Annotated in this window: 21 protein-coding genes and 1 tRNA gene; 11 read left to right on the top strand and 11 right to left on the bottom strand. The window is 48.4% G+C overall.

What is annotated here, in order from left to right; translation table 11 throughout:
* Positions 1–78 precede the first annotated feature (78 nt).
* Both EQP46_RS04775 and EQP46_RS04770 read left to right on the top strand, forming a co-directional pair.
* Complete coding sequence (locus EQP46_RS04775; protein WP_129492540.1) at positions 79–627, top strand: NAD(P)H nitroreductase; 549 nt, start codon at positions 79–81, stop codon at positions 625–627.
* A 110-nt stretch (positions 628–737) separates the two neighbouring features.
* Positions 738–2684, top strand: a complete 1947-nt coding sequence (locus EQP46_RS04770) for a DNA topoisomerase III (protein WP_129492539.1) — start codon at positions 738–740, stop codon at positions 2682–2684.
* A gap of 164 nt (positions 2685–2848) precedes the next feature.
* Here EQP46_RS04770 and EQP46_RS04765 read toward each other — a convergent pair whose 3' ends face one another.
* From EQP46_RS04765 to EQP46_RS04745, 5 genes are all read right to left on the bottom strand, one after another.
* Positions 2849–4456, bottom strand: coding sequence for a GGDEF domain-containing protein (locus tag EQP46_RS04765; protein WP_129492538.1), 1608 nt, complete (start codon positions 4454–4456; stop codon positions 2849–2851).
* 240 nt (positions 4457–4696) lie between these two features.
* Entirely contained in the window at positions 4697–5455 is a 759-nt protein-coding gene (locus EQP46_RS04760; RefSeq protein WP_129492537.1) for a sulfite exporter TauE/SafE family protein, read from the bottom strand.
* A 130-nt stretch (positions 5456–5585) separates the two neighbouring features.
* A tRNA-Pro gene (locus EQP46_RS04755) sits at positions 5586–5662 on the bottom strand.
* A gap of 126 nt (positions 5663–5788) precedes the next feature.
* On the bottom strand, positions 5789–7663 hold the full coding sequence (locus EQP46_RS04750) for a DUF3413 domain-containing protein (protein WP_129492575.1): 1875 nt from the start codon (positions 7661–7663) through the stop codon (positions 5789–5791).
* A gap of 54 nt (positions 7664–7717) precedes the next feature.
* On the bottom strand, positions 7718–7936 hold the full coding sequence (locus EQP46_RS04745) for a YejL family protein (protein WP_129492536.1): 219 nt from the start codon (positions 7934–7936) through the stop codon (positions 7718–7720).
* 76 nt (positions 7937–8012) lie between these two features.
* On the opposite strand from EQP46_RS04745, the gene yejK reads away from it, so the two are divergent.
* From yejK to EQP46_RS04710, 7 genes are all read left to right on the top strand, one after another.
* Complete coding sequence (gene yejK / locus EQP46_RS04740) at positions 8013–9026, top strand: nucleoid-associated protein YejK (protein WP_129492535.1); 1014 nt, start codon at positions 8013–8015, stop codon at positions 9024–9026.
* A 396-nt stretch (positions 9027–9422) separates the two neighbouring features.
* Entirely contained in the window at positions 9423–10523 is a 1101-nt protein-coding gene (locus tag EQP46_RS04735; protein ID WP_240671649.1) for an Hpt domain-containing protein, read from the top strand.
* Between the two features lie 10 nt (positions 10524–10533).
* Entirely contained in the window at positions 10534–13032 is a 2499-nt protein-coding gene (locus EQP46_RS04730) for a hybrid sensor histidine kinase/response regulator (protein WP_240671648.1), read from the top strand.
* Positions 13033–13117: 85 nt separating this feature from the next.
* Positions 13118–13447 carry a nitrous oxide-stimulated promoter family protein gene (locus EQP46_RS04725; protein WP_129492534.1) on the top strand — a complete coding sequence of 110 codons (330 nt, stop codon included), beginning with the start codon at positions 13118–13120 and terminating at the stop codon, positions 13445–13447.
* A 230-nt stretch (positions 13448–13677) separates the two neighbouring features.
* Positions 13678–14664 carry a TRAP transporter substrate-binding protein gene (locus EQP46_RS04720; protein ID WP_129492533.1) on the top strand — a complete coding sequence of 329 codons (987 nt, stop codon included), beginning with the start codon at positions 13678–13680 and terminating at the stop codon, positions 14662–14664.
* Between the two features lie 52 nt (positions 14665–14716).
* Positions 14717–15274: a TRAP transporter small permease gene (locus EQP46_RS04715; protein ID WP_129492532.1), complete on the top strand. Its 558-nt coding sequence runs from the start codon at positions 14717–14719 to the stop codon at positions 15272–15274.
* A complete protein-coding gene (locus tag EQP46_RS04710) occupies positions 15271–16674 on the top strand; it encodes a TRAP transporter large permease (protein WP_129492531.1) in 1404 nt (467 codons plus the stop codon). The genes EQP46_RS04715 and EQP46_RS04710 overlap by 4 nt, the downstream gene beginning before the upstream one ends.
* 116 nt (positions 16675–16790) lie before the next feature.
* On the opposite strand, the gene EQP46_RS04705 is transcribed toward EQP46_RS04710, so the two are convergent.
* The 4 genes from EQP46_RS04705 to nhaC form a co-directional block, all read right to left on the bottom strand.
* Complete coding sequence (locus EQP46_RS04705) at positions 16791–17915, bottom strand: M20 family metallopeptidase (protein WP_129492530.1); 1125 nt, start codon at positions 17913–17915, stop codon at positions 16791–16793.
* Between the two features lie 79 nt (positions 17916–17994).
* Positions 17995–18456, bottom strand: coding sequence for a YjiG family protein (locus EQP46_RS04700; protein ID WP_129492529.1), 462 nt, complete (start codon positions 18454–18456; stop codon positions 17995–17997).
* Positions 18456–19181, bottom strand: a complete 726-nt coding sequence (locus tag EQP46_RS04695) for a nucleoside recognition domain-containing protein (protein WP_129492528.1) — start codon at positions 19179–19181, stop codon at positions 18456–18458. Before EQP46_RS04695 ends, EQP46_RS04700 begins: the two co-directional genes overlap by 1 nt.
* A 271-nt stretch (positions 19182–19452) precedes the next feature.
* On the bottom strand, positions 19453–20901 hold the full coding sequence (nhaC, locus tag EQP46_RS04690) for a Na+/H+ antiporter NhaC (RefSeq protein ID WP_129492527.1): 1449 nt from the start codon (positions 20899–20901) through the stop codon (positions 19453–19455).
* A gap of 692 nt (positions 20902–21593) precedes the next feature.
* On the opposite strand from nhaC, the gene asd reads away from it, so the two are divergent.
* Complete coding sequence (gene asd / locus EQP46_RS04685; RefSeq protein WP_129492526.1) at positions 21594–22712, top strand: aspartate-semialdehyde dehydrogenase; 1119 nt, start codon at positions 21594–21596, stop codon at positions 22710–22712.
* Between the two features lie 191 nt (positions 22713–22903).
* On the opposite strand, the gene sodB is transcribed toward asd, so the two are convergent.
* Positions 22904–23488 carry a superoxide dismutase [Fe] gene (gene sodB / locus EQP46_RS04680; protein ID WP_017007675.1) on the bottom strand — a complete coding sequence of 195 codons (585 nt, stop codon included), beginning with the start codon at positions 23486–23488 and terminating at the stop codon, positions 22904–22906.
* A gap of 259 nt (positions 23489–23747) precedes the next feature.
* Here sodB and EQP46_RS04675 point away from each other — a divergent pair, with 259 nt between their 5' ends.
* Positions 23748–24077, top strand: a complete 330-nt coding sequence (locus EQP46_RS04675) for a Grx4 family monothiol glutaredoxin (protein ID WP_129492525.1) — start codon at positions 23748–23750, stop codon at positions 24075–24077.
* A gap of 104 nt (positions 24078–24181) precedes the next feature.
* On the opposite strand, the gene EQP46_RS04670 is transcribed toward EQP46_RS04675, so the two are convergent.
* Positions 24182–25504: a Na+/H+ antiporter family protein gene (locus EQP46_RS04670; protein WP_129492524.1), complete on the bottom strand. Its 1323-nt coding sequence runs from the start codon at positions 25502–25504 to the stop codon at positions 24182–24184.
* Positions 25505–25567: the final 63 nt, after the last annotated feature.

The following is a 25567-nucleotide window of genomic DNA, read 5'->3' as shown; positions in this document are numbered from 1 at the left end:
TCCGCAAAAGCCAGAGGGAAATATCCTTCTGGCTTTGTGTTATCTTGAGGGTAATTGTTTTCTTACATTGGATCATTCATGGACGCTTTAAGCCTACTGACACAACGTCGCTCTATCCCTCGTCTTTCTGAGCCAGCGCCATCCGGCGATGCACTCAACAACATGATTGCTGCGGGGCTTCGTGCTCCCGACCATGGCGGATTAACGCCTTGGCAATTTGTGGTGGCGACAGGCGAAGGGTTGGAGACGCTTTCTGACATTTTGAAACGTGCCGCTGAATCCGAAAACGCCGAAGACGCTGTGGTTGAAAAAGCGATGAAATCGCCGTTTTGTGCGCCCATGGTGATCACTGTTATCGCTCGCACCAAACAGCATGACAAAGTCCCTGTGATTGAACAGCACATTTCAGCGGGTTGTGCTGCTCAGGCGATGCAAATGGCGGCGGTAGCTCAGGGCTTCCAAGGATTTTGGCGAACAGGGAAGTGGGCGTATCACCCTGTCGTACGTGAAGCGTTTGATGTGTCCGGTGATGATGAAATCGTTGGCTTTTTGTATGTAGGAACACCGGGGTGTGAGCCTGCCAATCCACCTAAGCGTGACACCGACAAATACGTTACCTTCCTGTGATCTTCTGAACTCAATCTAACGCAAATAACTGGATGAATATCCAGTTATTTGTTGTTAATAATCCGCGATTTCGCTAAATTAACGCCAAGACCCTCAGTTTAGATTTCTTCATGGCTCGACTCTTTATCGCAGAAAAACCCAGCCTTGGCCGCGCAATTGTTGCCGCTTTGCCTAAGCCTCATAAAAACAATGACGGCTTCATTCAGGCCGCGAATGGTGACACAGTCACATGGTGTATTGGGCACTTACTCGAGCAAGCTGAGCCGGATGCCTATGATGAAAAATACAAGACATGGCGTCTTGATGATCTGCCGATTATCCCGTCTGAATGGTTATTGAAACCGCGAAAATCCGCCGCGAAGCAGCTTTCTGTTGTGAAAAAACTCCTGCGTCAGTTCGATGACATCATCCATGCTGGTGACCCAGATAGAGAAGGGCAATTGCTGGTGGATGAGGTGTTCAGCCACGCGAAATTGCCTGCGGCGAAGAAACAAAAAATCCAACGTCTTTTGATTAACGACCTGAACGTGTCGGCAGTAAAAAAAGCACTGTCAGCATTACGTAGTAACCTTGATTTTGTCCCGCTCTCAGTTTCTGCATTAGCCCGCTCTCGCGCTGATTGGCTGTATGGTATGAACATGTCTCGCGCCTACACCTTGCTCGGTAAACAGGCTGGGTATCAAGGCGTGTTATCTGTAGGGCGCGTTCAAACGCCGGTATTGGGTTTGGTGGTTCGACGTGATCGAGAGATCGAGGCTTTTATCCCTAAGCCTTTTTATCAGCTAGACGCAGTGATTCCGTATCAAGGGAGTGACATTTTGGCGCGCTGGCAGCCCAGTGAATCCTGTGAGCCTTGGCAAGATGAAGAAGGACGTGTGCTGTCGCGAAAGCTGGTAGAGAACGTTGCGAAACGCATTGAAGGCCAGCCTGCAACAGTGACGGAATCGGAGCGCAAGAACAGTAAACAAGCACCGCCTTTGCCATACAGCTTGTCGACCTTACAGATAGATGCCGCAAAACGCTTTAACATGAGTGCAGCGGACGTATTGTCATGTTGTCAGTCGCTCTACGAAAAACATAAAGTCATCACCTATCCACGCTCTGATAGTCGCTACTTGCCGAAAGGCCATTTCAAAGAAGCAGGAAGCGTGACCGCGGCGATCAGTAAAACCGCGTCGTCACTTGGTGAGGCAGTGAAACACGCCAATTTGTCGCTGCGTTCCAAAGCGTGGAATGATGCCAAAGTAGAAGCGCACCATGCGATTATTCCGACGGGAAAAAGCAGCAGTGCGCTAAGCAGTTACGAGCAAAATGTCTACGAGCTGATTGCTCGTCAGTATTTAATGCAGTTCTACCCTGTCGCAGAGTATGCCGAAGCCAAGTTGAACTTTGATATTGCAGGTGGGCAGTTCATTGCCAAAGGCAAACAGCTTACCGCGCAGGGCTGGCGAGTGCTGTTATCCCGCGACAAAACAGCACAAAAAGAAGACATTGAAAGCCAAGTTCCACCTCTGGAAAAAGGCACGGTACTGACCTGTCAGCGCGGAGATATTAAAGATTGCATGACAGAGCCGCCAAGGCACTTTACGGAAGCCACTTTACTTCAGGCGATGACAGGTATCGGTCGATTTGTACAAGATGCTTCGTTGAAGAAAATTTTGCGGGAAACCGATGGCCTTGGGACAGAAGCAACCCGCGCAGGCATTCTGGATTTGCTCTTCAAGCGCAGTCTACTTTCTCGAGAAGGAAAACAGATTCGGGCAACAGCCTCTGGGTGCGGTTTGATTGATGCCTTGCCAGAAAAGGCGGCTTACCCTGACATGACAGCACAATGGGAACGCCAGCTGCATGACATGGCAGAAAAGAAGGGCGCTTATCAGCCCTTTATGACGGCATTAGAGTCGGAGTTGTTGGCGCTAATGGGCGCTGTTCGACAAGGGCCTGTTCCTGAAAGTTTGCGTTCATTACCCCAAAGTCCTTCTCCGTTTAGGAAGAAAAAAGGTCGCGCATTTTCAAACAAGAAGAAGGGATATCAAAAGAAAGCAGCGAGCAAATAGCAGCAAGTATCTGCGCCTGACATGAACGAAAAAATAGCGAGGCTTTCCTCGCTATTTTTTATCAATGATGCCTAGAGACTAGAGACTAGAGACTAGAGACTAGAGACTAGAGACTAGAGACTAGAGACTAGAGACTAGAGACTAGAGACTAGAGGCAGATGCTGCTACAAGACAAACGCGCAATCTTTGCCGCTGCTCTTGGCTTCATACAAAGCAACGTCAGCATCAATGAAGAGTTGCTGTTGATTGCTCGCTCTATCAGGGATCGTGGTCTTTCCGCCAATACTGATGGTAACGAATGGCGAAACAGGCGAGGTCTCATGCATGATTTTCAGTTTTCGAACGGCGTTCAAAGCGCGTTGGGCAATGGCTGAAGCGCTTTCTGAGTCACACCCTGGGAGCAAGTAAACAAATTCTTCACCGCCGAATCGAGCAAACAAGGCCCCAGCACGTCGTTCTACCTTGCTCAGCGCAGTTGCCACTTTCATCAAACACAAATCACCTAAGGCATGCCCGTATTTGTCGTTGTATTGCTTAAAGTGGTCAATATCGATAATCAGCATGGACAGCGGCATGTGATAGCGCCTTGCGCGTCGCCATTCTTCTTCAAGCTTTTCGTCAAGCATGCGACGGTTAGGGACTTGCGTTAGGCTGTCTTCGCGTGAAATTTGGTTAAGGCGCTTATTTGCATTCTCTAACTGTGCGGTGCGCTCTGCAACGCGATGTTCCAATGATTGGTTAAGCGCTTTGAGATCGTCTTGCGCATGTCGTTGGATCAGGTGTTGAGACATGGTCACGCCGAGCAGCTTCAACAGCTCACTGTGATAACTTTTTAGTGGTGTGCCCGTTAACAAGTTGTCGCACGCTATCCATCCTATGGCTTGGTCGCTGTCCCACAATGATATCGTGGCGTTCCAACCGACCCCAACCTCTTTATTGGCGTGATAGAGCGGAGTGCCCTCATTGATGGTGATATGTTGGCGTCGGTCGAGTGTCTTTTTCGCGTGATAATGTTCTTCAATGGCGGTGGAATACCACTGCTCGTTAGTCACGACACCATTGATGTCTGTGCCGTATGTCCCCCGAAGGATCCCCGTGCGATTATTCACCAAGAAGATTGCCATGCGGTCAAAGTCTAATGCATGAATACACTCGTAAACGGCTGTGTGGAGCATGTTATCCAGGGAATGGGCATGCCATAAGCGCATCGAGATTTTGTGCAAGATATGGAGTTGCTCTAGCAAACCTTTTTGCGAGCAGACTTCTAAATGCCACTTCTTCAGCGTGAGATCATGGTTGCTTTTCTCATGCGCTAACGCGTCATGTTGTAAGTGGCCATCTAGCGAACTTGCAATGAAGGTCGAAAGCATGGTCAGCGTCGAATACAAACTCGCATCTAAGGGTTGAGAGAAGCGAATGGCTAGGCAACCAAAGGTGTCGCCTCGCACCGATAAATCGATCAGTAAATGGTTTGAACCAAGAATATCGATGCGTTTATCCGCCGCGAGCCAAGTATTGATCTGTTCAGCGGATGTGGACGATTCTTTGCTAAAGACAATAGCAGGCACATGAACATGAATATCTTGGTTTTTCATGGCTGTGAGCAGGTGCCAGCCATTCTCTGAGCCAGAAACGACAAACAATTCGAGTTGGGAAATATCGGCATGTTTGGAGAGCGTTTGAGCGAGCGACAAACAAAAAGAGTGCGTGTCTTTTTGCTGACAAACGGCTTCACTCACGCTGAGGCAGAACGCAGTGTCTAAAGCTTGCATGCCCGCCAACTCCCTTTTCACGACTAAATTCAAAGTGTGATCTTGCTTCTAAAAGATGTAAGGGTTGAGTATGACATCTATTGGCATTAGAAATGCCTGAATATTTATCATATACGACTTATATCACAGGTGAGGTGGGCGACATGTGATCACGGTAAACTCTTTGATAACAAAGAGATGTGAAGTGGTTTTAGGGGTCACATTTACGTAGCTTGCAAAAGCGATTTATTGTCATTAATTCTATGCAGTGTAGGCGAAAACACATCCAACTAAGGTCATGATGAACAAGAACCATTTCAAGGTTTTTGGGTTGGCCTTGATAGCAAATTTCACCGCAATCCATGCGCCGAACATGGACCCAATGGCGAGCAACAAGCCCGGCAACCAAAGAATCAAATCCTGCCAAATGAATATCGCGAGGGAGACACCGGTGAATGCGAGCGTGCACACCAGTTTAAGGGCATTACCTCGCACGAGATCGTACCTTAGCGTACCGCACAGCGCGGCCAGCAGGACGAAACCAACACCGGCTTGAACAAACCCGCCATAAAACCCCGCGATGCCTAAGCTGAGCCATGAGGCGGGCGTATCTGCGACTTTCTTTACGTCTGTTGCTTCTTCTGGTGTCACCAACGACGGCTTCACGAGCATGATAAAAGCCATGAGCAGCATGGTGCCCAAAAGCAGCGGTTTGATGATGGATGATGGCAACCACGCTGCCGCTGAAGCGCCAGTAGCGCCGCCCAGCAAGGTTGGGATAAGAATAGGGATGAGATCAGAGGTATCAAGCCGCTTATGGTGACGAAAGCCCGCCACACCAGAAACACTTTGCATCATCACGCCCACGCGGTTTGTGGCGTTGGCCACTTCGGCAGGCATACCGAGCACAATCAACGCAGGAAGGGTGAGGTTTGAACCGCCGCCAGCAAGGGTATTGATGATACCTGCAACAAAACCCAGCACGATGAGCAGCGCACCAAATGCTATCGAGATATCCATATCTTCAACCTTTGCGTTATCAAGCGAAAAACCAGCGCGTAATACTATAACGTAACGCGCTGAAAAAACGGGGCGTGTAGCGTTTAAACGAAAAAAGCCCGCAGCGACTATGCTGCGGGCTTTCGAAGAATGGTCGGTCTGAGAGGATTTGAACCTCCGACCCCTGACACCCCATGACAGTGCGCTACCAAGCTGCGCTACAGACCGACTAATTGAAATTCATGTTACGAACAGAGCGTTAATGTGTCAATTGTCTTTATTCATTTTCTCTGGGTGATTCAACCAGTTGGATAAGGAAGCAAAAAAGAAGGCAGCCCATTGGCTGCCTTCTTTTTATTGTTCTTCTGGGTGATAAAACCGCTTGAGCTCGTGCATGACTTGCATCAAGACAGACAGTTGAGGCTTGCCTTCTGGCTGCTGCTTGTAGTTGCTGTCATAAACACGGTAGTTACCGAATTTATCAACCACAGTGGTTTTGTCCGGCTGTACCACCACGATATCTCGGCTGTCTCCCGCAAGCACCCACTTGCGTGGCTTGTCAGCAAGTTCAAAAATATTGCGACCACTGGTGTAAAGCTCTGATGGACTATCTACCGCCAACATCGACTCCATCAAGGTAGGAACGATATCTAGGTGTGAACTGTACGCGTCAATCACCTGTGGCCCTTTGTTTGGCCAATGCACGACCAAAGGCACTTGCAACTGATATTTGCTGTAGTTGGTGTTGGCACCCCAGCTGTTCGAACCTGTCTCGTTAAACTCTGTTCCGTGGTTCGACGTCACGATGACGATGGTGTTGTCGAGTTGATCATTCGCTTCTAGGGAATCAAACAGGTCGCCGAGCAATTCATCCACGTAATACGCGGCATTGTTGTAGCTGTTTTTCAGCACTAGCGCGGTGTGGTCGCCAACGCTCGCCAATTCATTATCAAGGGAAGGCTGGAACGGACGCGTATAATCGCCGCCTTGCTCGTAATTGGTGACGCTTTTTAGCTCGAGGTACGCGAACCAAGGGGCTTTCGTGTCCGAGGCATTGACCCACGTACTGAGGGCATCTGTTGCTTGGTCATCAGCAACCCACGACGCTTCACCGTCAAAACGCTGAGCGGTGTCTAAATGTTTACCAAAGACGCTTTGGTAATAAATCGGATTGCTGAAATTGTCTGCGCCGAAAAGCCCAAACGCGTATTTTTTATCTTCCAGGGTGTCGATAAGCAGAGGGCTTAATCCCTCTGTTCTCGCGCTTTGCGCGTAGCTACCCGGTAAGCCATAGAACAAACCAAAAATACCCGCCATCGCATCATTGCTGGTGCTGAAATGGTGTTCAAACTTGGTGTTGTTGCCAGCAAATTCATTCAAGCGAGGCATCACAACAGGATCAAGCATATCGGCACGGAGGCTCTCTACCATCACAACCAAAAGGTTCTGATTGTAGCTGCTCGCGTTGGAAGCGAAGGAAACATTATCAAGAGGATAACGGATGACTTCGCTGTCCTGCTGACCGAGTTCATCACGGCGTGCTTGATATTCTTTGCGATCAAGCAGACCGTATTTCTCCATGAAGGTTTTTGCCGTCATTGGGTAAGAAATTGGGAAATTAGAACGTTGCGCTGTTACCGGGCTATACAAGAAAGCATCTGCCCAGATGTGGATCAGATGACTACCGATGAAGCACAGCGAGAACACGGTGGCGATAGGCACACCGACACGCTTGCGCGAGAGTTTACGCAGCTTGCGCCATACCCATTCGGACATGGCAATTTCGAGCAAGAAAATCGCGGGCACGACGACAAACAAATATTGCCAGTGCGCGTTCATGTCCGTCTTTTCACCGCTCAAAAGCAGCTCCCACACCAAAGGGTTCAGGTGCAGGTGCAGTGTTTGATACGCGTAGATATCCAGCAATAACGTTGTAAGACCCGCCGTTGCTACAAGCACAGCAAACAAGCGCATTAGGCGCTGCGACGGTATGATAAAGCTGGCAGGGAAGATAATCAGAATATAGACAGCGAAAACCAGAAAGCCGAAATGACCTATCCACGTTAAAAGTTGATAAGTTTGTCCAAGCAGGGTTTCTGGCCAACCCGACTGAGCGATATAGCGCGTGCCCAGCAACATGGCTGCAATGATGTTAAAAAAACTAAACCAGTGTCCCCAGCTGATAAGCTGTGACACTTTATCCCTGTAGGTATTTCCGCTGTCTACCATAAAGGCCAATTCTTCTCTTTATTCTTACTGCGCGATAGCCGAATTAACGGCTTATTACTCTGTATCGATTGAAGACACGAGAGCTTGAGCAAATTTTTCAGCGATCACTTTACGTTGCGCGGCTGGCAAGTTGTTATTGATCAGATTTGTCGCAATGTTACCAACAACCATCAGTGATAGGTCAGTAGACGCTTTGTGCTTTTCAAGAACATTGACCACATCACTCAGGATCTGTTCAACGTTTTTATCTTGATATTTAGAAGTAACAGGCATAGAAACTCTTGTCTTGTGTTCACAGAAGCCGCGTATAATACCCCACACTCTAGTCTGACTTAAAATGTTTTCAATTATGAGCCTCACGCTTTCAAACGTAATTCTTCATCAACTGAAAAAAGACGGTGAAGACTCGCTGGTCGTTCAGCTACGCGATCAACTCCTAACCCATTCTCCTTCAACGGAAAATTTAATCAGTGAAATCCACCGCATTTACAACGCAAAAGCCGGAAAAGGTTTTGGTCAATTTGCGCAGGAGAGTGACGTATCTGCGTGGCTAAAGGCCTCTCGCAAGCAAGAAATGGATTTTTTAACCTTTTCTGCTCAAACCGCAGAGCGCTTAAAGACGGAACTTGCCAAGTATCCTTTTGCTGATGAAGGGGTTTTGGTATTGGCAGAATACCGTTCACTGGCGACGGAATATTTGTTCATTGGTCTTTTGGAATCAAAAGCCAGCATGAAAGTCACCGACGATCTGGAAATCAGCTCAACGGATTACCTTGATGTGGCCAAGATGGACATCGCTGCCCGTATCGATTTGTCGACGTGGGAAAGCGATGCGGATTCAAACCGCTACCTCACCTACATTAAGGGCCGTGTTGGCCGTAAAGTGGCAGATTTCTTCCTCGACTTCATGCAAGCCGAAGTCGGTATGGACACCAAGCAGCAAAACTTGGTGCTGATGCAAGCCGTCGAAGATTACTGCGCAGATTCGCGTCTTGAAAAAGATGAAAAGCAGCAATACCGCAAGCAAGTTTACGATTACTGCAATGGCCAATTGCAATCTGGCGATGAAGTGATTGTAAAAGAATTGGCGAGCGAACTTCCTAAGAATGACCAAGGCGTGGATTTTTACCAGTTTGCGTCCGAGCAAGGTTATGAGTTGGAAGAAAGCTTCCCTGCAGACAGAACCTCCATGCGTAAGCTCACAAAATTTGTGGGTGGCGGTGGCGGCCTTTCGATTAACTTCGACAGCATGCTGCTTGGCGAGCGCATTTTCTACGATCAAGATACAGACACACTCACCATCAAAGGCATTCCACCCAATCTCCGCGACCAACTTACGCGTCGTTTGAACGTGGAAGAGTAAATCTTGCTGATTTATCTGTAAAAATGAAGTCGCTTATTGCGGCTTTATTTTTATATACTGCTATGCAAAAACACGCACAACATTTGCAAAGTTGGGCAAAGTTCCTAACTTAAAAGAAGCATATCTAGAAATGCTTACAACGTGATTTTTAACGCTGGCAGATTAATGGCTTAGGAAAGTGAAATTTTACAAAACTAAGCCTTTTTTAAAGGATTCCCTGTGATATCACCACTATCCATTTTCGCTTTGAACAGTCGAAAAAAAACAAGAAATAGCCAGCGTCTTCAACTGAGTCGGCTTTCAAAGTTGGTATGGGTGCTTTTTTTCGTCTCTTTTTTCTACGCTATTGCAACCTACAAAGAGATGTATCACGTCAAAGAGCACGCGACACATGTTGTGAAGCTCAATAATGCGGCGCAGCAATTACGACAAGCGGTTTCTGCCTCAATGCTCAACCAGCAAATTGAGCTGTCGAATATTGAAAAAGAAATTCAACATTTCCGTTTTCTGCTGCTGCGTACCAAATCTCACTCGATAGATGATCAATGGAACGACATTCAAAGCACCTTATTAGATGCCGATGCATTCGTGGAAGATGTCGATAATCTGCTTGCCTCCATTTACTCCGTATCGAACGTAACAAAGAAGCTCAAACTGCTCTCTGAAACCGAGGTTACCGTTGAACAGCAATTGTTGTTTCAGAGTATTACGAGCTACCTGCTTTTCGAATTGCATGGGCTCAATGATTCCAGAACAACCAGCCGTGCAGACCGTTTTAATGAATACATTTCCAAGTTAGAGATCATGCTTGCGGCGCGTTCAAGCAAACCGACGAGTGTGGAGATTTACGCGCTGTACACAGGGCTAGAGCGATTGAATCAGCAGTTGGAAAATGTTGATAGTATTATGAATCATCGTTTCGTGAGGGCGATGACCCAGCAACAAACCTATTGGACAACACAAGTCATCGCGTTGCTCGATCGCACTTTGATGCTATCCGGCATTGCGTTTTTGTTCCTTGCGGCGCAGATCCTGATCCGTTACAAAATCGAAAGGCTGTCGACTAACTTTTCACGAAAAGTATCAGCAGTGTCCTCTGAAGAAACCGGTTTGATAGAGGACGCCGCCGTGCAGTATGAGCGCGCTATTTTTGAAATCGATAACTTGATGGAGCAGCTTGAGGGTGATGCAGATGCCATTGATGCGGTGCTGAGCATGTTTGTCTCCGAGCATCAAACCGATGGCAAGAAGCTGCAAGCCTTTGCCAATAGGGGCGATTTAGAAGGCATGCGCGCGCTCATCCACAGCATGAAAGGTGTCTCGGGCAACATTGGCGCTTACGCGATGCAACAGTTCTGCATCCAGATTGAAAAAACGTTGTTGGCGGGTGAATTGCCAGATAAGCGTGTGGTCGAACAGTTTGACCCATTGTTAGCACTCACTATCAAAGACGTGCAGGGCGAGATAGAAAAACTCAACAAAACCATTGCTTCCTGAGGCTCGGCCCGTGTTTAAAAACGATATTCCTTGGTACAAAACGATCAGCGTCAAAGCACTGTGGATCCTCGGGCTTATGCTGGCGGTCGTGGTGGTATCCATTGTTTATGTGCTGGAAACCACGGGTGATAGCATGGTTCGTGATAGTGCCAATCAGCGTGTTGAAGCACAGGTGGAAACCGTCGCACAAAGCCTTGGACAACTCTCAAACAACATCGGAACGGTTGCCCTCACCATTGCCGATGTTCTGTCTGTCGATGACACTGAAGCCCAGATTGAACAAAAACTCGCGACGCTGCTAAGTAATGCGAACATCAGAAATGTGGTTGCCAGTGGTGGTTTCTGGCCTGAACCTTATCTCTATAACCCGTCTAGATCGAAAGCCTCCGTATTTATCGCTTTCAACGATGACGGCTCTTATCGACGTGTCACTGACTATAACGACGAATCTGCGCGTCCTTACCAAATCGAAGAATGGTACGCGCCAGCTCGCTGGTCTGTGCCGGGCTCTGCGTATTGGTCTCGGGCTTACATCGACCCTTACACGCAAGAGCCCATGGTGACGTGCAGCGTACCGATATACTCTGATGGCGTTTTCTTTGGCGTTGTGACCATCGATGTGCGCTTGGCAGAGCTTCAAGCTTTCTTAACCCGCAGTGGACAAAAGCTCGGTGGTTACCTTGCCATGTTTGACCGAAGTGGGCGCTTAATGTCAGATGCGGAGTCGGTGACGAAAGGCAACCCTAAGTTTGGCCCTTTGCCTACCACGCGTGAAATTGCTGCCAGTGACCCACAATTTTCTGAACTGGCTTTAGTGATCAGTGTGGCGACACAAGGTGACCGCCTCGTGCGCCAAAGCAACCAAAGGCTACAATCCCTCGCGAGATCCATGGTGCAATCTTCACCGGACATCGACATTGGCTATGCGCTGTCGATTGCGTCAGAAATGGTGCCGGATGAAACCGTGTTTAAAGGCTCAGAAAGGCTCTTTACCCACCGCCTGCAAAACGACCCCATGCTTCAAGAACCCACCTTGGTGTTTGGGCGCATTTTACCGGGATCTAACTGGATGCTCGTCGGTGCGCTGCCGGAACGATTACTGCTGGTCGAAGCCACAACCTTAAAGAACGATTTGTTCTTCGCGATGGCATTGGTGGGGATTTTGCTGGTGGGCGTGACTTACGCGGCGATTCACTTTTACGTTGTTAGACCCATGGCCAAAGTGCGACTTGCGTTGATTGAACAACGTGGTGATGGGCCGTTCTCGCCGATTGACTACATGGAGCAAGATGAGCTGGGTATGCTGGTGCGAGAGTTTAATGACATCAGTACCGATCTTGTGGATGCGCGGGAGAAAGCGTTAGATGCTGCGCGCGCCAAGCAACTGTTTCTCGCGAATATCAGCCATGAAATCCGTACCCCAATGAATGGGATCCTGGGTGCAACCTCTTTGATGCAGGACGAGCCGATGACGGGCAAACAGGCAGAATACTTGTCAGTGATTGCTCACTCTTCCCGTGGCCTAATGTCGCTTATCAATAACATTCTTGATTTCAGTAAGATGGAATCGAATCACCTGAAACTGGAAGAAGCGCCGTTCGACCTAGAGCAAGTTGGGCGTTATGTGCATGATTTGATGTTGCCAACGATCAAAGACAAGCCGCAACTTTGTTTTGAGTATGAGTTTGATGAGCATTGCCCGCGCCGCTTTATGGGAGATGCTCACCGTATTGAACAAGTGATGTTGAACTTGGTGTCTAATGCGCTGAAATTCACTGAGACTGGCTTGGTGAAGTTGAAAATTTGTGTGAGTAAGCAAGGTGGCTTGTATTCCGGTGTCGTGCTGCGAGTTACGGACACAGGGGTGGGCATTCCGTCAGACAAGTACAAACTGATCTTTGATGAATTCCAGCAAGCGGATGCATCAACCACACGCCGATTTGGTGGATCTGGCCTCGGCCTTGCGATTACAAAGCAATTGGTTGATTTGATGGGGGGCGTCATTTCCATCGCGAGCAAGGTTGGACGAGGTAGCCAATTTGATGTTTCTTTGCCGCTTCAAATCGAGAACGACGTGTCGAGCGAAACGGCGCAGGAATTGATCAGCCAACATCTCGATGCGTTCTTGGGAAAACAGTGTTTGTTGGTGGAAGATAATGCCATTAATCGCATGATTGCAGAGAAAATGTTGTCTAAACTTGGCTTCTCCATTGATATCGCAAAAGACGGTGTAGCTGCGCTGGAGAAAGCAGCATCACGCAGCTACGACATCATTTTCATGGATATCCAAATGCCACGAATGGATGGTTTAGAGGCAACGCGCCAGATCCGCGCATCGCAAAATATGAATCAAAGTACACCGATTGTCGCGATGACGGCGAACGTGCTGAAAGATGATATTTGGCGTTGTATCAGCAATGGCATGCAAGGGCATATCGGAAAACCATTGCGTGAAAATGATATCTACTCAGCGTGCATTAAAGTCATGTCTCGTGAATTTGAATCGTAAATTGATGGCAGAGCAATCGATACCGAACAATTAACTTGATCTGGGTCAATGGTTTTTCGCCGCGCGCGAGCAAAATAGCGCGCCTATGAATACTGTATCTGTAACGTCAACCCAACGACGCCAGCCTCTGTGGCTCGTTCGCGCGATGACGACATATTATTGCAAGCACATTCACCGTGGCAGCCAACTTTGTCCTCAGTGTTCTGCCTTGATTGCCTTTGAAGAAGCGCGATACACCCAGTGTGCTACTCAAATGGGGAATGCGTCTTGTCGTGAGTGTCATCGTCAATGTTATCCCGATGCGAAGCGACTGGAAATCAACCACATCGTTCGATGGGCTGAGCCTAAAATTCGCTGGCGTATTCCGTTCATCATCGCTCGCCATTACATGCATGGCCTCTTCCAACCGCAGTAATTTCACCGCTGCTTAACGGTTAAGTACGCGTCTTCATTGTCTTCTTTCTTAGAATGGGAAATGGGTGGAAATTCACCCCTTTCCCAATTTCGATCTCTCAGTTTTGTTTCTTGATTGTTAATTAAATGTTTCACCGCATTTAACCCTCATCTTCCTTGCGCTACTGATTAAAGGGAAAGCAAACATTCTCTGTGTGAATGTTTATCAAGGTAGGAAGAAGAGGACATTCTATGAAAAACCTTCAAAAGATGGCTTCCGCCATCGCACTGTGTGTGGGCATGGTTGCTGGTGCACATGCGGCTCCCGACACCATAAAATTTTCTCACGTGGTGGCTGAGAACACACCCAAAGGCCAAATGGCGCTTAAATTCAGAGATCTCGTGGCTGAGCGCATCGGCGATAAATATGTGGTTGAGGTGTACCCCAATTCACAACTGTTCGGTGACGGTAAAGAAATGGAAGCGCTGATCCTTGGAGACGTACAGTTTATTGCCCCATCTCTCTCTAAGTTCTCCAAATACACCAAACAACTCCAAATTTATGATCTCCCATTCTTGTTCAAGGACATGGAAGCGGTTGATCGTTTTCAACGAAGCGAAGCGGGACAAGCGCTACTGAAGTCGGTGCAAGGCAAAGGCTTGACGGGGCTTGGTTACCTGCACAATGGCTTAAAGCAATTGTCAGCGAACGACCCACTGCGTGTGCCTTCAGATGCTGACGGCAAGAAATTCCGCATCATGAGTTCTGACGTACTGGCGGCGCAATTTGAAGCGGTAGATGCCGTACCGCTGAAAAAGCCGTTTTCTGAAGTGTTTACCTTGCTGCAAACGCGCGCGATTGACGGTCAGGAAAATACTTGGTCAAACATCTATTCGAAGAAATTCTTTGAAGTTCAACCTTATATCACTGAATCCAACCACGGCGTGCTGGATTACATGGTGACGACATCAAATGAGTTCTGGGCAGGCTTGCCTGATGCCGACCGCGATGTGCTGAAAAAAGCGTTGGATGAAGCCGTTGCACACGGTAACCAAATCGCGAATGAAAAAGGCATGAAAGATCGCCAAAACATCATTGATTCGGGGCGTAGCCAAGTGATCACACTCACTGATGCTGAGCGCCAGCAATGGGTTGAAGTCATGAAACCTGTCTGGGGTGAGTTCCAAGAACAAATAGGTCAATCGCTGATTGACGCTGCGGTTGCCTCAAACCAGTAAGTTGTTTTAGCCCGACTTAACATGTCGGGCTTTTTGATGTTTGGAGTGGAACATGGTTCAGTTTTTACACCGCTTTGAGGAAGCCGGCATTGGCTTGTTGCTGGTGGCGATGACCTTGTTGGTATTTTTCGAAGTGATTTTGCGGTTCTTCTTTAACGAAGGTCTGCTTTGGGCGCAAGAGCTTACTTTGTACATGTCAGCATGGTTGGTGTTGATGGGCGCGTCGTGGGGGCTACGAGAGGGCGCGCATATTGGTGTGGATGCGCTGGTGAAGCACTTACCCGTTGGCATGCAAAAGACCGTAACGTTGGTAGCGCTAGGTGGGTGCCTAGTGTATTGCGGACTCTTTCTGTACGGGTCTTGGATCTACCTGAGCAAAATGAAAATGATTGGCATTGAAATGGAAGACATGCCGATTGAAAAATGGAAAGCCATGTCGTGTCTGATATTTGGCTTTGCACTTCTGGCATTGCGCGTATGCAGCTTGGGCTATGAAGTATGGACTGGAAAACGCGCGGGCTTTGGTTTCCATGATGAAGCGAAAGAAAGCATGCATTTGGCGCAAGAGCTTGAAGATGAATACGACGCTAAGGAGGGGCAAAACAAATGACCATTGCAGCACTATTTGGATTGCTTTTCCTTTGTATGTTCATGGGTATGCCCATTGCTATCGCGCTCGGTTTGTCGAGTGTGGCAACGATTTTGATGTTTTCAAATGATTCATTGGCATCCATTGCCTTGAAACTGTTTGAGGCCACCAGTGAACACTACACCTTGTTGGCGATCCCTTTTTTCATTCTCTCATCGGCTTTCCTTTCAACGGGTGGCGTCGCAAGACGTCTGATTAATTTTGCCATTGATTCTGTGGGTCATGTGAAAGGCGGCCTCGCCATGGCGTCTGTTATGGCCTGCATGCTCTTTGCGGCGGTATCGGGCAGCTCTCCTGCTACAGTGGCTGCTATCGGCTCTATCGTCATTGTGGGCATGGTGAAAGCAGGGTACCCCAAAGCGTTTGCCGCCGGTGTGATTGCGAATGCGGGCACCTTGGGTATTTTGATACCACCTTCTATCGTGATGTTGGTGTATGCCGCAGCAACAGAAGTATCAGCGTCGCGCATGTTCATGGCGGGCTTTATCCCAGGTTTGATGATGGGCGGCATTTTGATGCTGGCGATCTATATCGTCGCGCGCATTAAAGGCCTTCCCTCACAGCCATTTCCGGGTGTCGCCGCGTTAATGCACTCTGGGCTTCGGGCGCTTGGTGGGCTCATGCTGATTATCATTGTGCTCGGTTCTATTTATGGCGGTGTTGCCAGCCCGACTGAGGCTGCGTCCGTAGCTGCAGTCTACGCGTGGCTCGTCAGTGTGTGGGGGTATCGCGACATTGGCCCGCTCAAAGATGTGCCTTGGCGTCGGGATGGTGAAGGCACAGCCAGCATGTTGCTGAGAAACCTTGTTTCGTTGCCGATGGTGATGGTCAAGTCGTTTACCGACAAAGAAGTGAATAACGTGGTTCGCGATGCGTCGAAAGTCAGCATCATGCTGCTCTTCATCATTGCGAATGCCATGCTGTTTGCGCATGTGTTAACGACGGAGCGCATTCCTCATACCATTGCGGAAACCATTGTAGCGTGGGGATTGCCGGCGTGGGGCTTCTTGATCGTGGTGAACATCCTGCTGTTGATTGCGGGTAATTTCATGGAACCATCAGCTATCTTGCTGATCATGGCTCCGATCTTATTCCCTATCGCGACGCAACTTGGCATTGACCCTATTCATCTTGGCATCATCATGGTGGTGAACATGGAGATAGGGATGTTAACGCCACCAGTTGGGCTGAATTTGTTTGTGACCGCGGGGATCACGGGGGAAAGCATGGGGTGGGCGATACGTGCGGCACTGCCTTGGCTGGGTCTGCTGCTGATCTTCCTGATTCTGATCACTTACATTCCGCAGATATCGTTGTTCTTGCCGGATTATCTCGATTCACTTCGAGGGTATAAATCCTGATGTAACGACCAAAGATGATAAAAAGGGGCGATATCGCCCCTTTTTTATTTGTACGTTTGCGAATAGCTGCCCGCATCGAGTCGACGCGGAGCAGGCGCGAAGACCCGCGATAATACTTACTTCGCCAACTTCTCAAGTACTGCTTTCAGCAGTTTGATGCGGGGCTCAATAGAGTGAAGCTCAAGGTATTCTGCATCGCTGTGGAAGCCCGCACCGATTGGCCCCAAACCATCAAGGGTTGGTACGCCTAAAACGGCCGTAAGGTTCGCATCAGAGCCGCCGCCCACTTCCTGCCAAGTGATGTCGATACCCAGATCTTTTCCGGTTTCTTCGATCATCGCCATCAGGCTTTCGGTTTTACTCGTCGGTGCCATGGCAGGTTTGGTTGCTTCACGCACCAAAGAGACGGTGACGCCATCAACAAACGGGGTTTCCGTCAATGCGCGGATTTTAGCATCTACTCGCGCATATTCATCGTTGTCCCAGAAGCGCACGTCAACAACCGCTTCAGCGTGTTGTGGAACAATGTTCGCACCGTCGCCGCCATTCACAACACCCACGTTCAGGGTGGTGCCTGATTCGAAGTCCGTCATTGCGTTCAAGGCTAGGATCCAATTGGCCATCTCAGTGATTGCACTGCGGCCATTTTGTGGTTCATTGCCCGCGTGCGCCGCTTTACCATGGAACGTCATTCTGTAACGCGCCATGCCTTTGCGTGCTTTTACCAATGAGCCGTCAGCACGCGCAGCTTCAGCAACGAGCACGTGACGTGCATCTTTTGCTACGGATTTCAGCCATGCTTCAGAGTGCAAAGAACCAATTTCTTCATCTGGGTTCATACAAACACAGATAGACAACGCATCGCGAACAGTAAGATCCAGCTCACGCAGTGCGTATACCACGTTGAGAAGACCTGATTTCATGTCAGAAACGCCTGGGCCGTATGCGCGGTTTTCATCAGTGCTCATCGGGCGCTCAGCCGCTGTGCCCACAGGGAAAACAGTGTCCATATGACCAATCAGCATCACATCGATGTGTTCTGCTTCAGGCTTGTTGCGGATCTCAAGACCCACGCCAGCAATGCCACAATCAACACGTTTGATGTTCCATCCGCCCATGTCTTCGTATTTTTCGGCCATGATGTTGGCAATCACTTCGATGCCTTCAACAGTCAATGTGCCGCAATCTACATTGATCAGGGGACGTAGTTCTTCTAGATAGGTGTTCAGAGAAAAGTTCATAGCAACTCCGGAAATCCGTTTGGAAAGCAACGCCGAGCCTTCATTGAATGAGAAAAGCGCTCGGCGTGAGAGAAAAGCGTTAAACCAGAATGTTCATCACCAACATTGCGCCAAGGGCGTTGATCACTGAGATGATAACCATGGCAGGGATGTAGCGACCTTCAGTACCGATTGGGCCAAGGATGCGGCCAAGGTATTGAACTTGTGAACCCATTAGGTAGATTGCAGGGGCAAGAATCGCAATGTGCTCGCCGTTCAAGATGCCTTGGTCAAATAGGCTAATCACAACGCCCACGGCACCACCCATCGACATCCATGCGCCGATAAGCACGGCCGCCGCTTCACCTGGAAGACCAAACACTGCCATCACTGGAGAGAATAGGGTGCCCATCAGATCTAGCGCGCCGGTAATTTGCAGCGCTTTGATGATCACGAATGCCATAAGAACGTTTGGTACGGTTGACGTTGTTGCGATGTTCCAGCCTTTCTTAGCGCCTTCTACGAAAATATCCGTCACCATTGGTTTTTTTGCTTCAGCCATTATGCTTTTTCCTCGGTTAGCGCGTTGTCGGTTTTGTCTTCTTTGCCTTCAGTGATGTTCAAGTAAACGCGGAACAGGTTTGCACCCACGAATTTGAATACGAACATCACGGCAACCGCGAGACCGATAGAAGAAGAAACGGCCAAAGAGCCGTCCATCAGTGTCAGGGTGAACAGCACCGCGCCTGATGAGAAGAAGTTCACGATCGCTGCACCTGCAGAGAACTGGAACATGGTGAAAATATCTGCTTCACGCTTGGTAAGGTGCCCCTCGTCTTTTAGCTGACGTGTCATGGCTGCACCCGCATCGGTACTTTGTAGCGATGCAATCAACGCAAGACCGGTGTTACCAGGTATGTTCATCAATGGACGAAGCAGAGGTGTAAGCAATTTACGCGCAGCATCCAGTGCACCGTAGTGCTCAAGCACGTTGATCATGCCCAGTGCGAACATCACGGTAGGGATCAGTGTTAACGCGAACAGGAAGCCGTCACGAGCACCGCTACCGCCTTTACCACGCATAGAGGTCGTTGCAGCTTGGATGCCGTCAGCGGTTTCGTTGACGCCGTAAACAACGCTACCGAACGAACCGTTCAATGTGGTGAAATCAAAAACGCCATACCATTCGTTAGATTGGAGTAATCCTGAAAAGAAAACGACGGCGAAGGCGAGGGCAAAGTAACTACCGATAGTAACTTTGCGAGTTTGCTCGCTAGGAGTGCTCATAGATACCTCTTTGGGCTAAGTGTGTTTGCGTATGCAAAATGAAATCTGCCTCCATTCTCTTCTGCGAGGGAATCCGCACTTTGATTGGGGTCAATATGTGCTACTAAATGGTGGGGATTTCGCGTGGTGCAATGTTGAATGTGTGATCGTGATCTACTATCAGCGGGCGTGTCGTGGTGGCGGATTTTTTGGGCTAAAACAAGGATGTAAACACTTTTCGCGAGATGTAAAAAAGGCAGCGTTCGCTGCCTTTATCAATGGCTTGTCGATATTACGCTTTTTGCAGTGCTGCAGCGCCTTCTAGGCTTGCGTTATCGGATGCAACTTCGTGCTGTTGGGTTGGCTCAACAGGGTCAACAAACCAACCAAGGTACGAGGTCACAATGGTCACGATAATACAGACAAAGCTCAGCCACATGAACGGGGCATAAGACAGGGTGGCAACACCTAAAATACTTGCCATGTAAATACCGTTATCACTCCAAGGCACCATACCTGATGTCAACGTGCCGCCAAACTCAGCGTTACGAGACAGGTTCTTACGGTGGTAACCAATGCGGTCATAGTTCTTCGCACAAATCTTCGGTGTCAGAATCAAAGACACGTACATGGCAGAACCAAATACGTTCCCAAGGAATGCCGTACCAATGGTGGACGTAGCAAGACTACCTGCTGAGTTCACTTTACGCTCGAAAATCTTCGCGATGGTTTCAAGTACACCTACCTTGTCTAGCAGGCCACCAAAGCCCAGACCGAACACAATCACAGCCACTGAACCTAGCATGGATTCCATGCCGCCACGGTTTAAGATGGCATCAATGAAGCTCACACCCGACTCAATTTGGAACGGTGCCCATGCCGTGTTGATTGCGGCAAGCGGGTTCATGTCTTGAACCACGATAGCCCACACGATACCCAATACAGAACCAAGTGAAATTACCGGGAATGAAGGAAGGCGAAGAGCCAGAAGCAACAACACTATCGCAACAGGGATAAAGGACATTGGTGAAATCACGAATTGTTTGTCCATCGCGGCAATCACGTCACTCACCTGTGCCATGTCAACGTTGCCGGCGTAGTGCAGGCCTAACGCGGTGAACAAAATACCAGTGATGATGTAACTGATCAGCGCGATTGGCAGCATGCCTTTGATGTGCTCAACGATTTCGACACCCGACATAGAAGACGCAAGGATCACGGAATCAGAAAGCGGAGACAGTTTGTCACCAAAGTAACAGCCAGAGAGCACAGCGCCCGCAGTAACGGGCGCAGGAACACCAAGGCCCTGACCAATACCCATCATTGCGATGCCAGCCGTACCCGCTGCACCCCATGATGTGCCCGTCGCCAGCGCAGTGAGTGAACAGATGATCATGGTAGCTGCGAGGAAGATGGATGGGTGAATCGCTTTCAAACCGTAATAAATGATGGTTGGAACGATACCGCCCGCAATCCAGGTGCCGACCAGTGCGCCGACAGCCAGAAGAATTAATACTGCGCCAAGACCATTTGCAATGCCGTTGGTGGCCGCTTTTTCAAGATCTTTGTACTGATGACCGAGCTTAATGCCGAGGCCGATGATTAAGAACCAACCAATGTACAGCGCCAATTGAATAGGTAAGTTAAGTTTGGCGGTAAAGGAGAATGCCAACAACAGGAACAGACCGAGCGCCATGAATACTTGGAACAAAGAAGGAAGTTGCGCCGAGCGTTTTTTCATATATCAAACCTTTCTTGAGAGTCGGGCCCGTGTCGGTTCCTTCCGGTGAAATACATAACCAAGTCACGTCAAAATGAACGTCTGTACGCGTAAATTTCGCGTTCTAACGTCGCTTTCTCTGAAGTCGCAGACATCATTACCTTGAGGTCGCTTGGGTATACAAACAATCACAAACAGTGGGCTGTTATTACTACCATCCTGGCGGCGAGAGTTACTTTAGCGAAAGAGGATAGAAGAGGTGAACAAGAATTTCATTTTATGTGACTTATGCGCTCAAGGGGTTATTTTTCATGGTTTACCTGACGATAATTGTATGGATATGGTTAATTTGTGTGATTGTAATGCGGTTAATGTGTGTTTCTAAAATGTGTGTGAAAATGTAAACCTGCAGCATTTAAGATGGTTTACTGGGATATTTTTGAAGTCATTGTTCGTCTAAATCGAATAGCTGAGGTTTTTACGTGTAAGGCTTAGTGAGAGAAGCCTCGTAAAAATTGTCTTTCAGTCGCTTCGTCCTACTTTTAAGTGGCAACCTTTAAAACTTGGTGTTTATTTTTTGTTCGGAACGCATTCTATGCGAATGTGTTGAGATTTTTCTCGTGCTTAGGCAAAAAGATGCAGTTTTTGCTTGTTATTTGTGTCGTTAATTTTCAAGATAAGTGAAGAAATTTAAACAAGGAGTGTGAGAGCGAATGAAAAGAGTAGGGTTAGTAGGCTGGCGCGGTATGGTAGGTTCTGTACTGATGCAGCGCATGGTAGAAGAGCGTGACTTTGATGTTATCGAGCCGGTTTTTTACAGTACCTCTCAAATTGGTATCCCTGCGCCAAACTATGGCAAAGATGCAGGTCTTCTCGAAGATGCCTTTAATATCGAAAGCCTAAAAACATTGGACGTTGTTATTACCTGTCAAGGTGGTAGCTACACAGAAGAAGTGTATCCAAAGCTACTGGCTGCTGGCTGGAAGGGATATTGGATTGATGCCGCATCAACACTTCGTATGAAAGAAGACAGCATCATTACGCTGGATCCGGTTAACTTTAAGCAAATCCAAGAAGGCATTCACAAGGGAACGAAAACCTATGTGGGTGGTAACTGTACTGTCAGCCTCATGCTGATGGCGGTGGGTGGCCTTTACAAAGAAGGTTTGGTTGAATGGATGACCGCGCAAACGTATCAAGCCGCTTCAGGTGCAGGTGCGAAAAACATGCGCGAATTGATCAGCCAAATGGGTGTGATCAATGACGCGGTGAGCCTTGATTTGGCAAACCCTGCAACGTCCATTTTGGATATCGACCGTAAAGTGGCTGAAACGCTGCGCTCTTCAAGTTTCCCAACCTCAGAATTTGGTGCGCCATTGGCTGGTTCTTTGATCCCTTGGATCGACGTGAAACGTGAAAATGGTCAAAGCAAAGAAGAGTGGAAAGGAACGGTAGAAACCAACAAGATCCTAGGTCTTGAAAGCAACCCTGTCCCGATCGATGGCACGTGTGTGCGTATCGGTGCAATGCGTTGTCACAGCCAAGCATTGACCTTGAAGCTGAAGAAGAACGTTCCTTTGGACGAAATCGAAGGCATCATTGCTGCGCATAATGATTGGGTGAAAGTGATCCCGAACGAGCGTGACATTACCGTGCAAGAGCTGTCTCCTGCAAAAGTAACAGGGACTTTGTCTGTGCCTGTGGGCCGTCTTCGTAAGATGGCAATGGGTGATGACTTCTTGAACGCATTCACTGTGGGTGACCAACTACTGTGGGGTGCTGCAGAGCCTCTACGTCGTACACTTCGCATTATTCTTGCTGAAGTGGCGTAACACCGCGTTCAACGCCAGTTAAAATATAAGACCTCAAACAAAGCCGCTGACCATCAGCGGCTTTTTTGTGACAGACGTTTTTGGCATCTTAGCTTCTAGCTTCTAGTTTCTCGGTGAACGACAAGCAAAAAAATACCCCGCCGAAGCGAGGTATTTCGTTCACACTCAAAGGTGCGGAAAGAACCGAGAGATTACGCTGCTAGGTTTTGAGCAACGAATTCCCAGTTAACCAATGCCCAGAATGCATTCATGTAGTCTGGACGCAGGTTACGGAAATCGATGTAGTAAGCGTGTTCCCACAGGTCAACAGTCAGAAGTGGTGTAACACCTTCTTCAGTCAGTGGGGTGCCTGCGTTTGACGTGTTCACGATATCGAGAGAACCGTCAGCTTTTTTTACCAACCAAGTCCAAGAAGAACCGAAGTTGTTGATTGCTGAATCAGTGAATTTCGCTTTGAATTCTTCGAATGAACCGAACGCTTTCGCGATGGCATCTGCAACATCACCTGTTGGCTCACCGCCACCATTTGGGCTTAGGCAGTGCCAGTAGAAGGTGTGGTTCCAAATTTGCGCAGCGTTGTTGAACACACCGCCAGTAGATGTCTTTATGATCTCTTCCAGAGATTTGCTCTCAAGCTCAGTACCTTCAACTAGGCCGTTAAGCTTAACAACGTAAGTGTTGTGGTGCTTACCGTAGTGGTATTCCAAAGTCTCTTGAGAGATGTGCGGCTCAAGTGCATTTTTTTCGTAAGGAAGAGCTGGTAGTTGAAATGCCATTACTCGATTCTCCATGATGGGTGGGGTTGCCCCCTGACATTATTGCTTCCTGTAGATTTGTCTTACACTTTAGGTGACTAAATTGTCGACGTTTCTACTTATAGACTGACTGCAAAACAGTTTAGCAAGTTTTTACTTTATTAAAAGAATAATTTTAAAAAAAGCGGCTGAATATGTCCTTACAGTTTTTAGGCATTTTTTTCCGCGCTTTTCCCAGTTAATATGAACGAAGTCATCACACTTGGTGTTCGAGGAAGTAATGGAAACTATTGATAAAATCAAACAGCAGATCGAAGAGAACGCGATCCTGCTTTATATGAAAGGCTCGCCTAAGCTACCTAGCTGTGGCTTTTCTTCTCAGGCTAGCCAAGCGCTGATGGCGTGTGGTGAAAAATTCGCTTATGTAGATATCCTGCAGAACCCAGACATTCGTGCTGAGCTGCCAATCTACGCGGAGTGGCCAACCTTCCCACAACTTTGGGTTGAAGGTGAGTTGATTGGTGGCTGTGACATCATTCTGGAAATGTTCCAGAAGGGTGAACTTCAACCTATCATCAAAGAAGCGGCAACACGCCGTGATGCGGAATAAAACCTCGACGTTTTTAACGCAATGATTCAAAAAGAAAAAGCCGCTGACCATCAGCGGCTTTTTTATTGAATATTAGTGTACCGTTTGGGCTATAAGTGCTTAGGTTACAGCACCATTGCAGCGATCCAACCAAAGCCAATCAATGGCAAGTTGTAGTGAACAAAGGTGGGCACAACTGTGTCCCATATGTGCTCGTGCTGACCATCAGCGTTCAGGCCTGAAGTGGGGCCAAGGGTTGAGTCAGAAGCTGGGGAGCCTGCATCACCCAAGGCTGCAGCTGTGCCCACCAGCGCGATCGTCGCCATCGGTGAGAAACCAAATGCCAATGCCAGTGGCACATAAATGGTCGCGATAATCGGGATGGTGGAAAATGACGAGCCAATACCCATGGTGACGAGTAGGCCTACAACCAACATCAGCAGCGCGGCGAGTGGTTTGTTGTCACCAATGCTAGAAGCCAGTGACGCCACTAAGGTTTCAACGCCACCCGTCGCTTTCATCACGGCTGCAAAACCTGCAGCTGAAATCATAATGAAGCCAATCATGGCCATCATATGCACGCCGCGGGTGAAGACATCGTTCGTGTCTTGCCATTTGATGACGCCGCCGACAGTGAACACCATGAAACCAGCAAGTGCACCCACGATCATCGAACCCGTATAAAGCTGTGCACCCAAGGTTGTCGCGATTGCGACGATAGCCACAATAATGTTTTGCGGTTTAATTTCCGTTTTTTCAGGCTCTGCCGCGCGGATTTTTTCTTCTGAGTAGTGTCGAGGTTTACGGTAGCTGATGAACGCAGCGACCAACACACCAAATAGCATACCCGCTGCAGGTAAGAGCATGGCCTGAGGCACTTGGCTTGCAACAACATCTAGTCCGTTATCGTGCAGGTTTTTCAGCAAAATATTGTTGAGGAAAATGCCGCCAAAACCAATCGGTAACACCATGTATGGCGTGATCAAGCCGAAGGTAAGAACACACGCTACGAGTCGGCGGTCTAGGTTTAGTTTTGCGAACACATGCAAAAGAGGCGGAATCACAATGGGAATAAACGCAATGTGTACAGGAATGACATTTTGCGATGACATTGCAAGCAGTGCGAGTGCAACCAACACCATGTATTTCAGTGCACTTGTCGCCGTGGCATTGTCTTTACCATTGAGTTTACGAATCACCGCTTGTGCAAGAAGATCGGTAATGCCAGAACGACTAATTGCAACGGCAAACGTACCTAACATGGCGTAACTCAACGCGATGGTTGCACCACCGCCAAGCCCACCTTCAAACGCTGAAATGGTATCAGTTAGCGATAAGCCACTAACCACACCGCCAAGAATGGCACTAAAGGTGAGCGCGACGACAACGTTAACCCTTAAAAGGGCCAACATTAGCATCACACAAACCGCGATAACGACCGGATTCATGAGTTTTTTTCCCTACTTCTCTGCGCCCAAAACGAGCAAAAAATTATCCCAAATGTGTATAAC

It is taken from the genome of Enterovibrio baiacu, from assembly GCF_004120195.1.
Taxonomy (GTDB): Bacteria; Pseudomonadota; Gammaproteobacteria; order Enterobacterales; family Vibrionaceae; genus Enterovibrio; species Enterovibrio baiacui.
The sequence above is the reverse complement of the archived record's forward strand: the minus strand, read 5'-3'. Positions and strand labels throughout refer to the sequence as shown.

Bases quoted from the DNA above. Each gene is read 5' to 3' on its own strand.
- EQP46_RS04760 (WP_129492537.1), bottom strand. From the start codon at position 5,455: ATGGATATCTCGATAGCATTTGGTGCGCTGCTCATCGTGCTGGGTTTT.
- sodB (WP_017007675.1), bottom strand. From the start codon at position 23,488: ATGGCATTTCAACTACCAGCTCTTCCTTACGAAAAAAATGCACTTGAG.
- EQP46_RS04770 (WP_129492539.1), top strand. From the start codon at position 738: ATGGCTCGACTCTTTATCGCAGAAAAACCCAGCCTTGGCCGCGCAATT.
- EQP46_RS04715 (WP_129492532.1), top strand. From the start codon at position 14,717: ATGGTTCAGTTTTTACACCGCTTTGAGGAAGCCGGCATTGGCTTGTTG.
- EQP46_RS04710 (WP_129492531.1), top strand. From the start codon at position 15,271: ATGACCATTGCAGCACTATTTGGATTGCTTTTCCTTTGTATGTTCATG.
- asd (WP_129492526.1), top strand. From the start codon at position 21,594: ATGAAAAGAGTAGGGTTAGTAGGCTGGCGCGGTATGGTAGGTTCTGTA.
- EQP46_RS04775 (WP_129492540.1), top strand. From the start codon at position 79: ATGGACGCTTTAAGCCTACTGACACAACGTCGCTCTATCCCTCGTCTT.
- EQP46_RS04725 (WP_129492534.1), top strand. From the start codon at position 13,118: ATGAATACTGTATCTGTAACGTCAACCCAACGACGCCAGCCTCTGTGG.
- yejK (WP_129492535.1), top strand. From the start codon at position 8,013: ATGAGCCTCACGCTTTCAAACGTAATTCTTCATCAACTGAAAAAAGAC.
- EQP46_RS04720 (WP_129492533.1), top strand. From the start codon at position 13,678: ATGAAAAACCTTCAAAAGATGGCTTCCGCCATCGCACTGTGTGTGGGC.
- nhaC (WP_129492527.1), bottom strand. From the start codon at position 20,901: ATGAAAAAACGCTCGGCGCAACTTCCTTCTTTGTTCCAAGTATTCATG.
- EQP46_RS04745 (WP_129492536.1), bottom strand. From the start codon at position 7,936: ATGCCTGTTACTTCTAAATATCAAGATAAAAACGTTGAACAGATCCTG.
- EQP46_RS04670 (WP_129492524.1), bottom strand. From the start codon at position 25,504: ATGAATCCGGTCGTTATCGCGGTTTGTGTGATGCTAATGTTGGCCCTT.
- EQP46_RS04675 (WP_129492525.1), top strand. From the start codon at position 23,748: ATGGAAACTATTGATAAAATCAAACAGCAGATCGAAGAGAACGCGATC.
- EQP46_RS04765 (WP_129492538.1), bottom strand. From the start codon at position 4,456: ATGCAAGCTTTAGACACTGCGTTCTGCCTCAGCGTGAGTGAAGCCGTT.
- EQP46_RS04695 (WP_129492528.1), bottom strand. From the start codon at position 19,181: ATGAGCACTCCTAGCGAGCAAACTCGCAAAGTTACTATCGGTAGTTAC.
- EQP46_RS04705 (WP_129492530.1), bottom strand. From the start codon at position 17,915: ATGAACTTTTCTCTGAACACCTATCTAGAAGAACTACGTCCCCTGATC.
- EQP46_RS04750 (WP_129492575.1), bottom strand. From the start codon at position 7,663: ATGGTAGACAGCGGAAATACCTACAGGGATAAAGTGTCACAGCTTATC.
- EQP46_RS04700 (WP_129492529.1), bottom strand. From the start codon at position 18,456: ATGGCTGAAGCAAAAAAACCAATGGTGACGGATATTTTCGTAGAAGGC.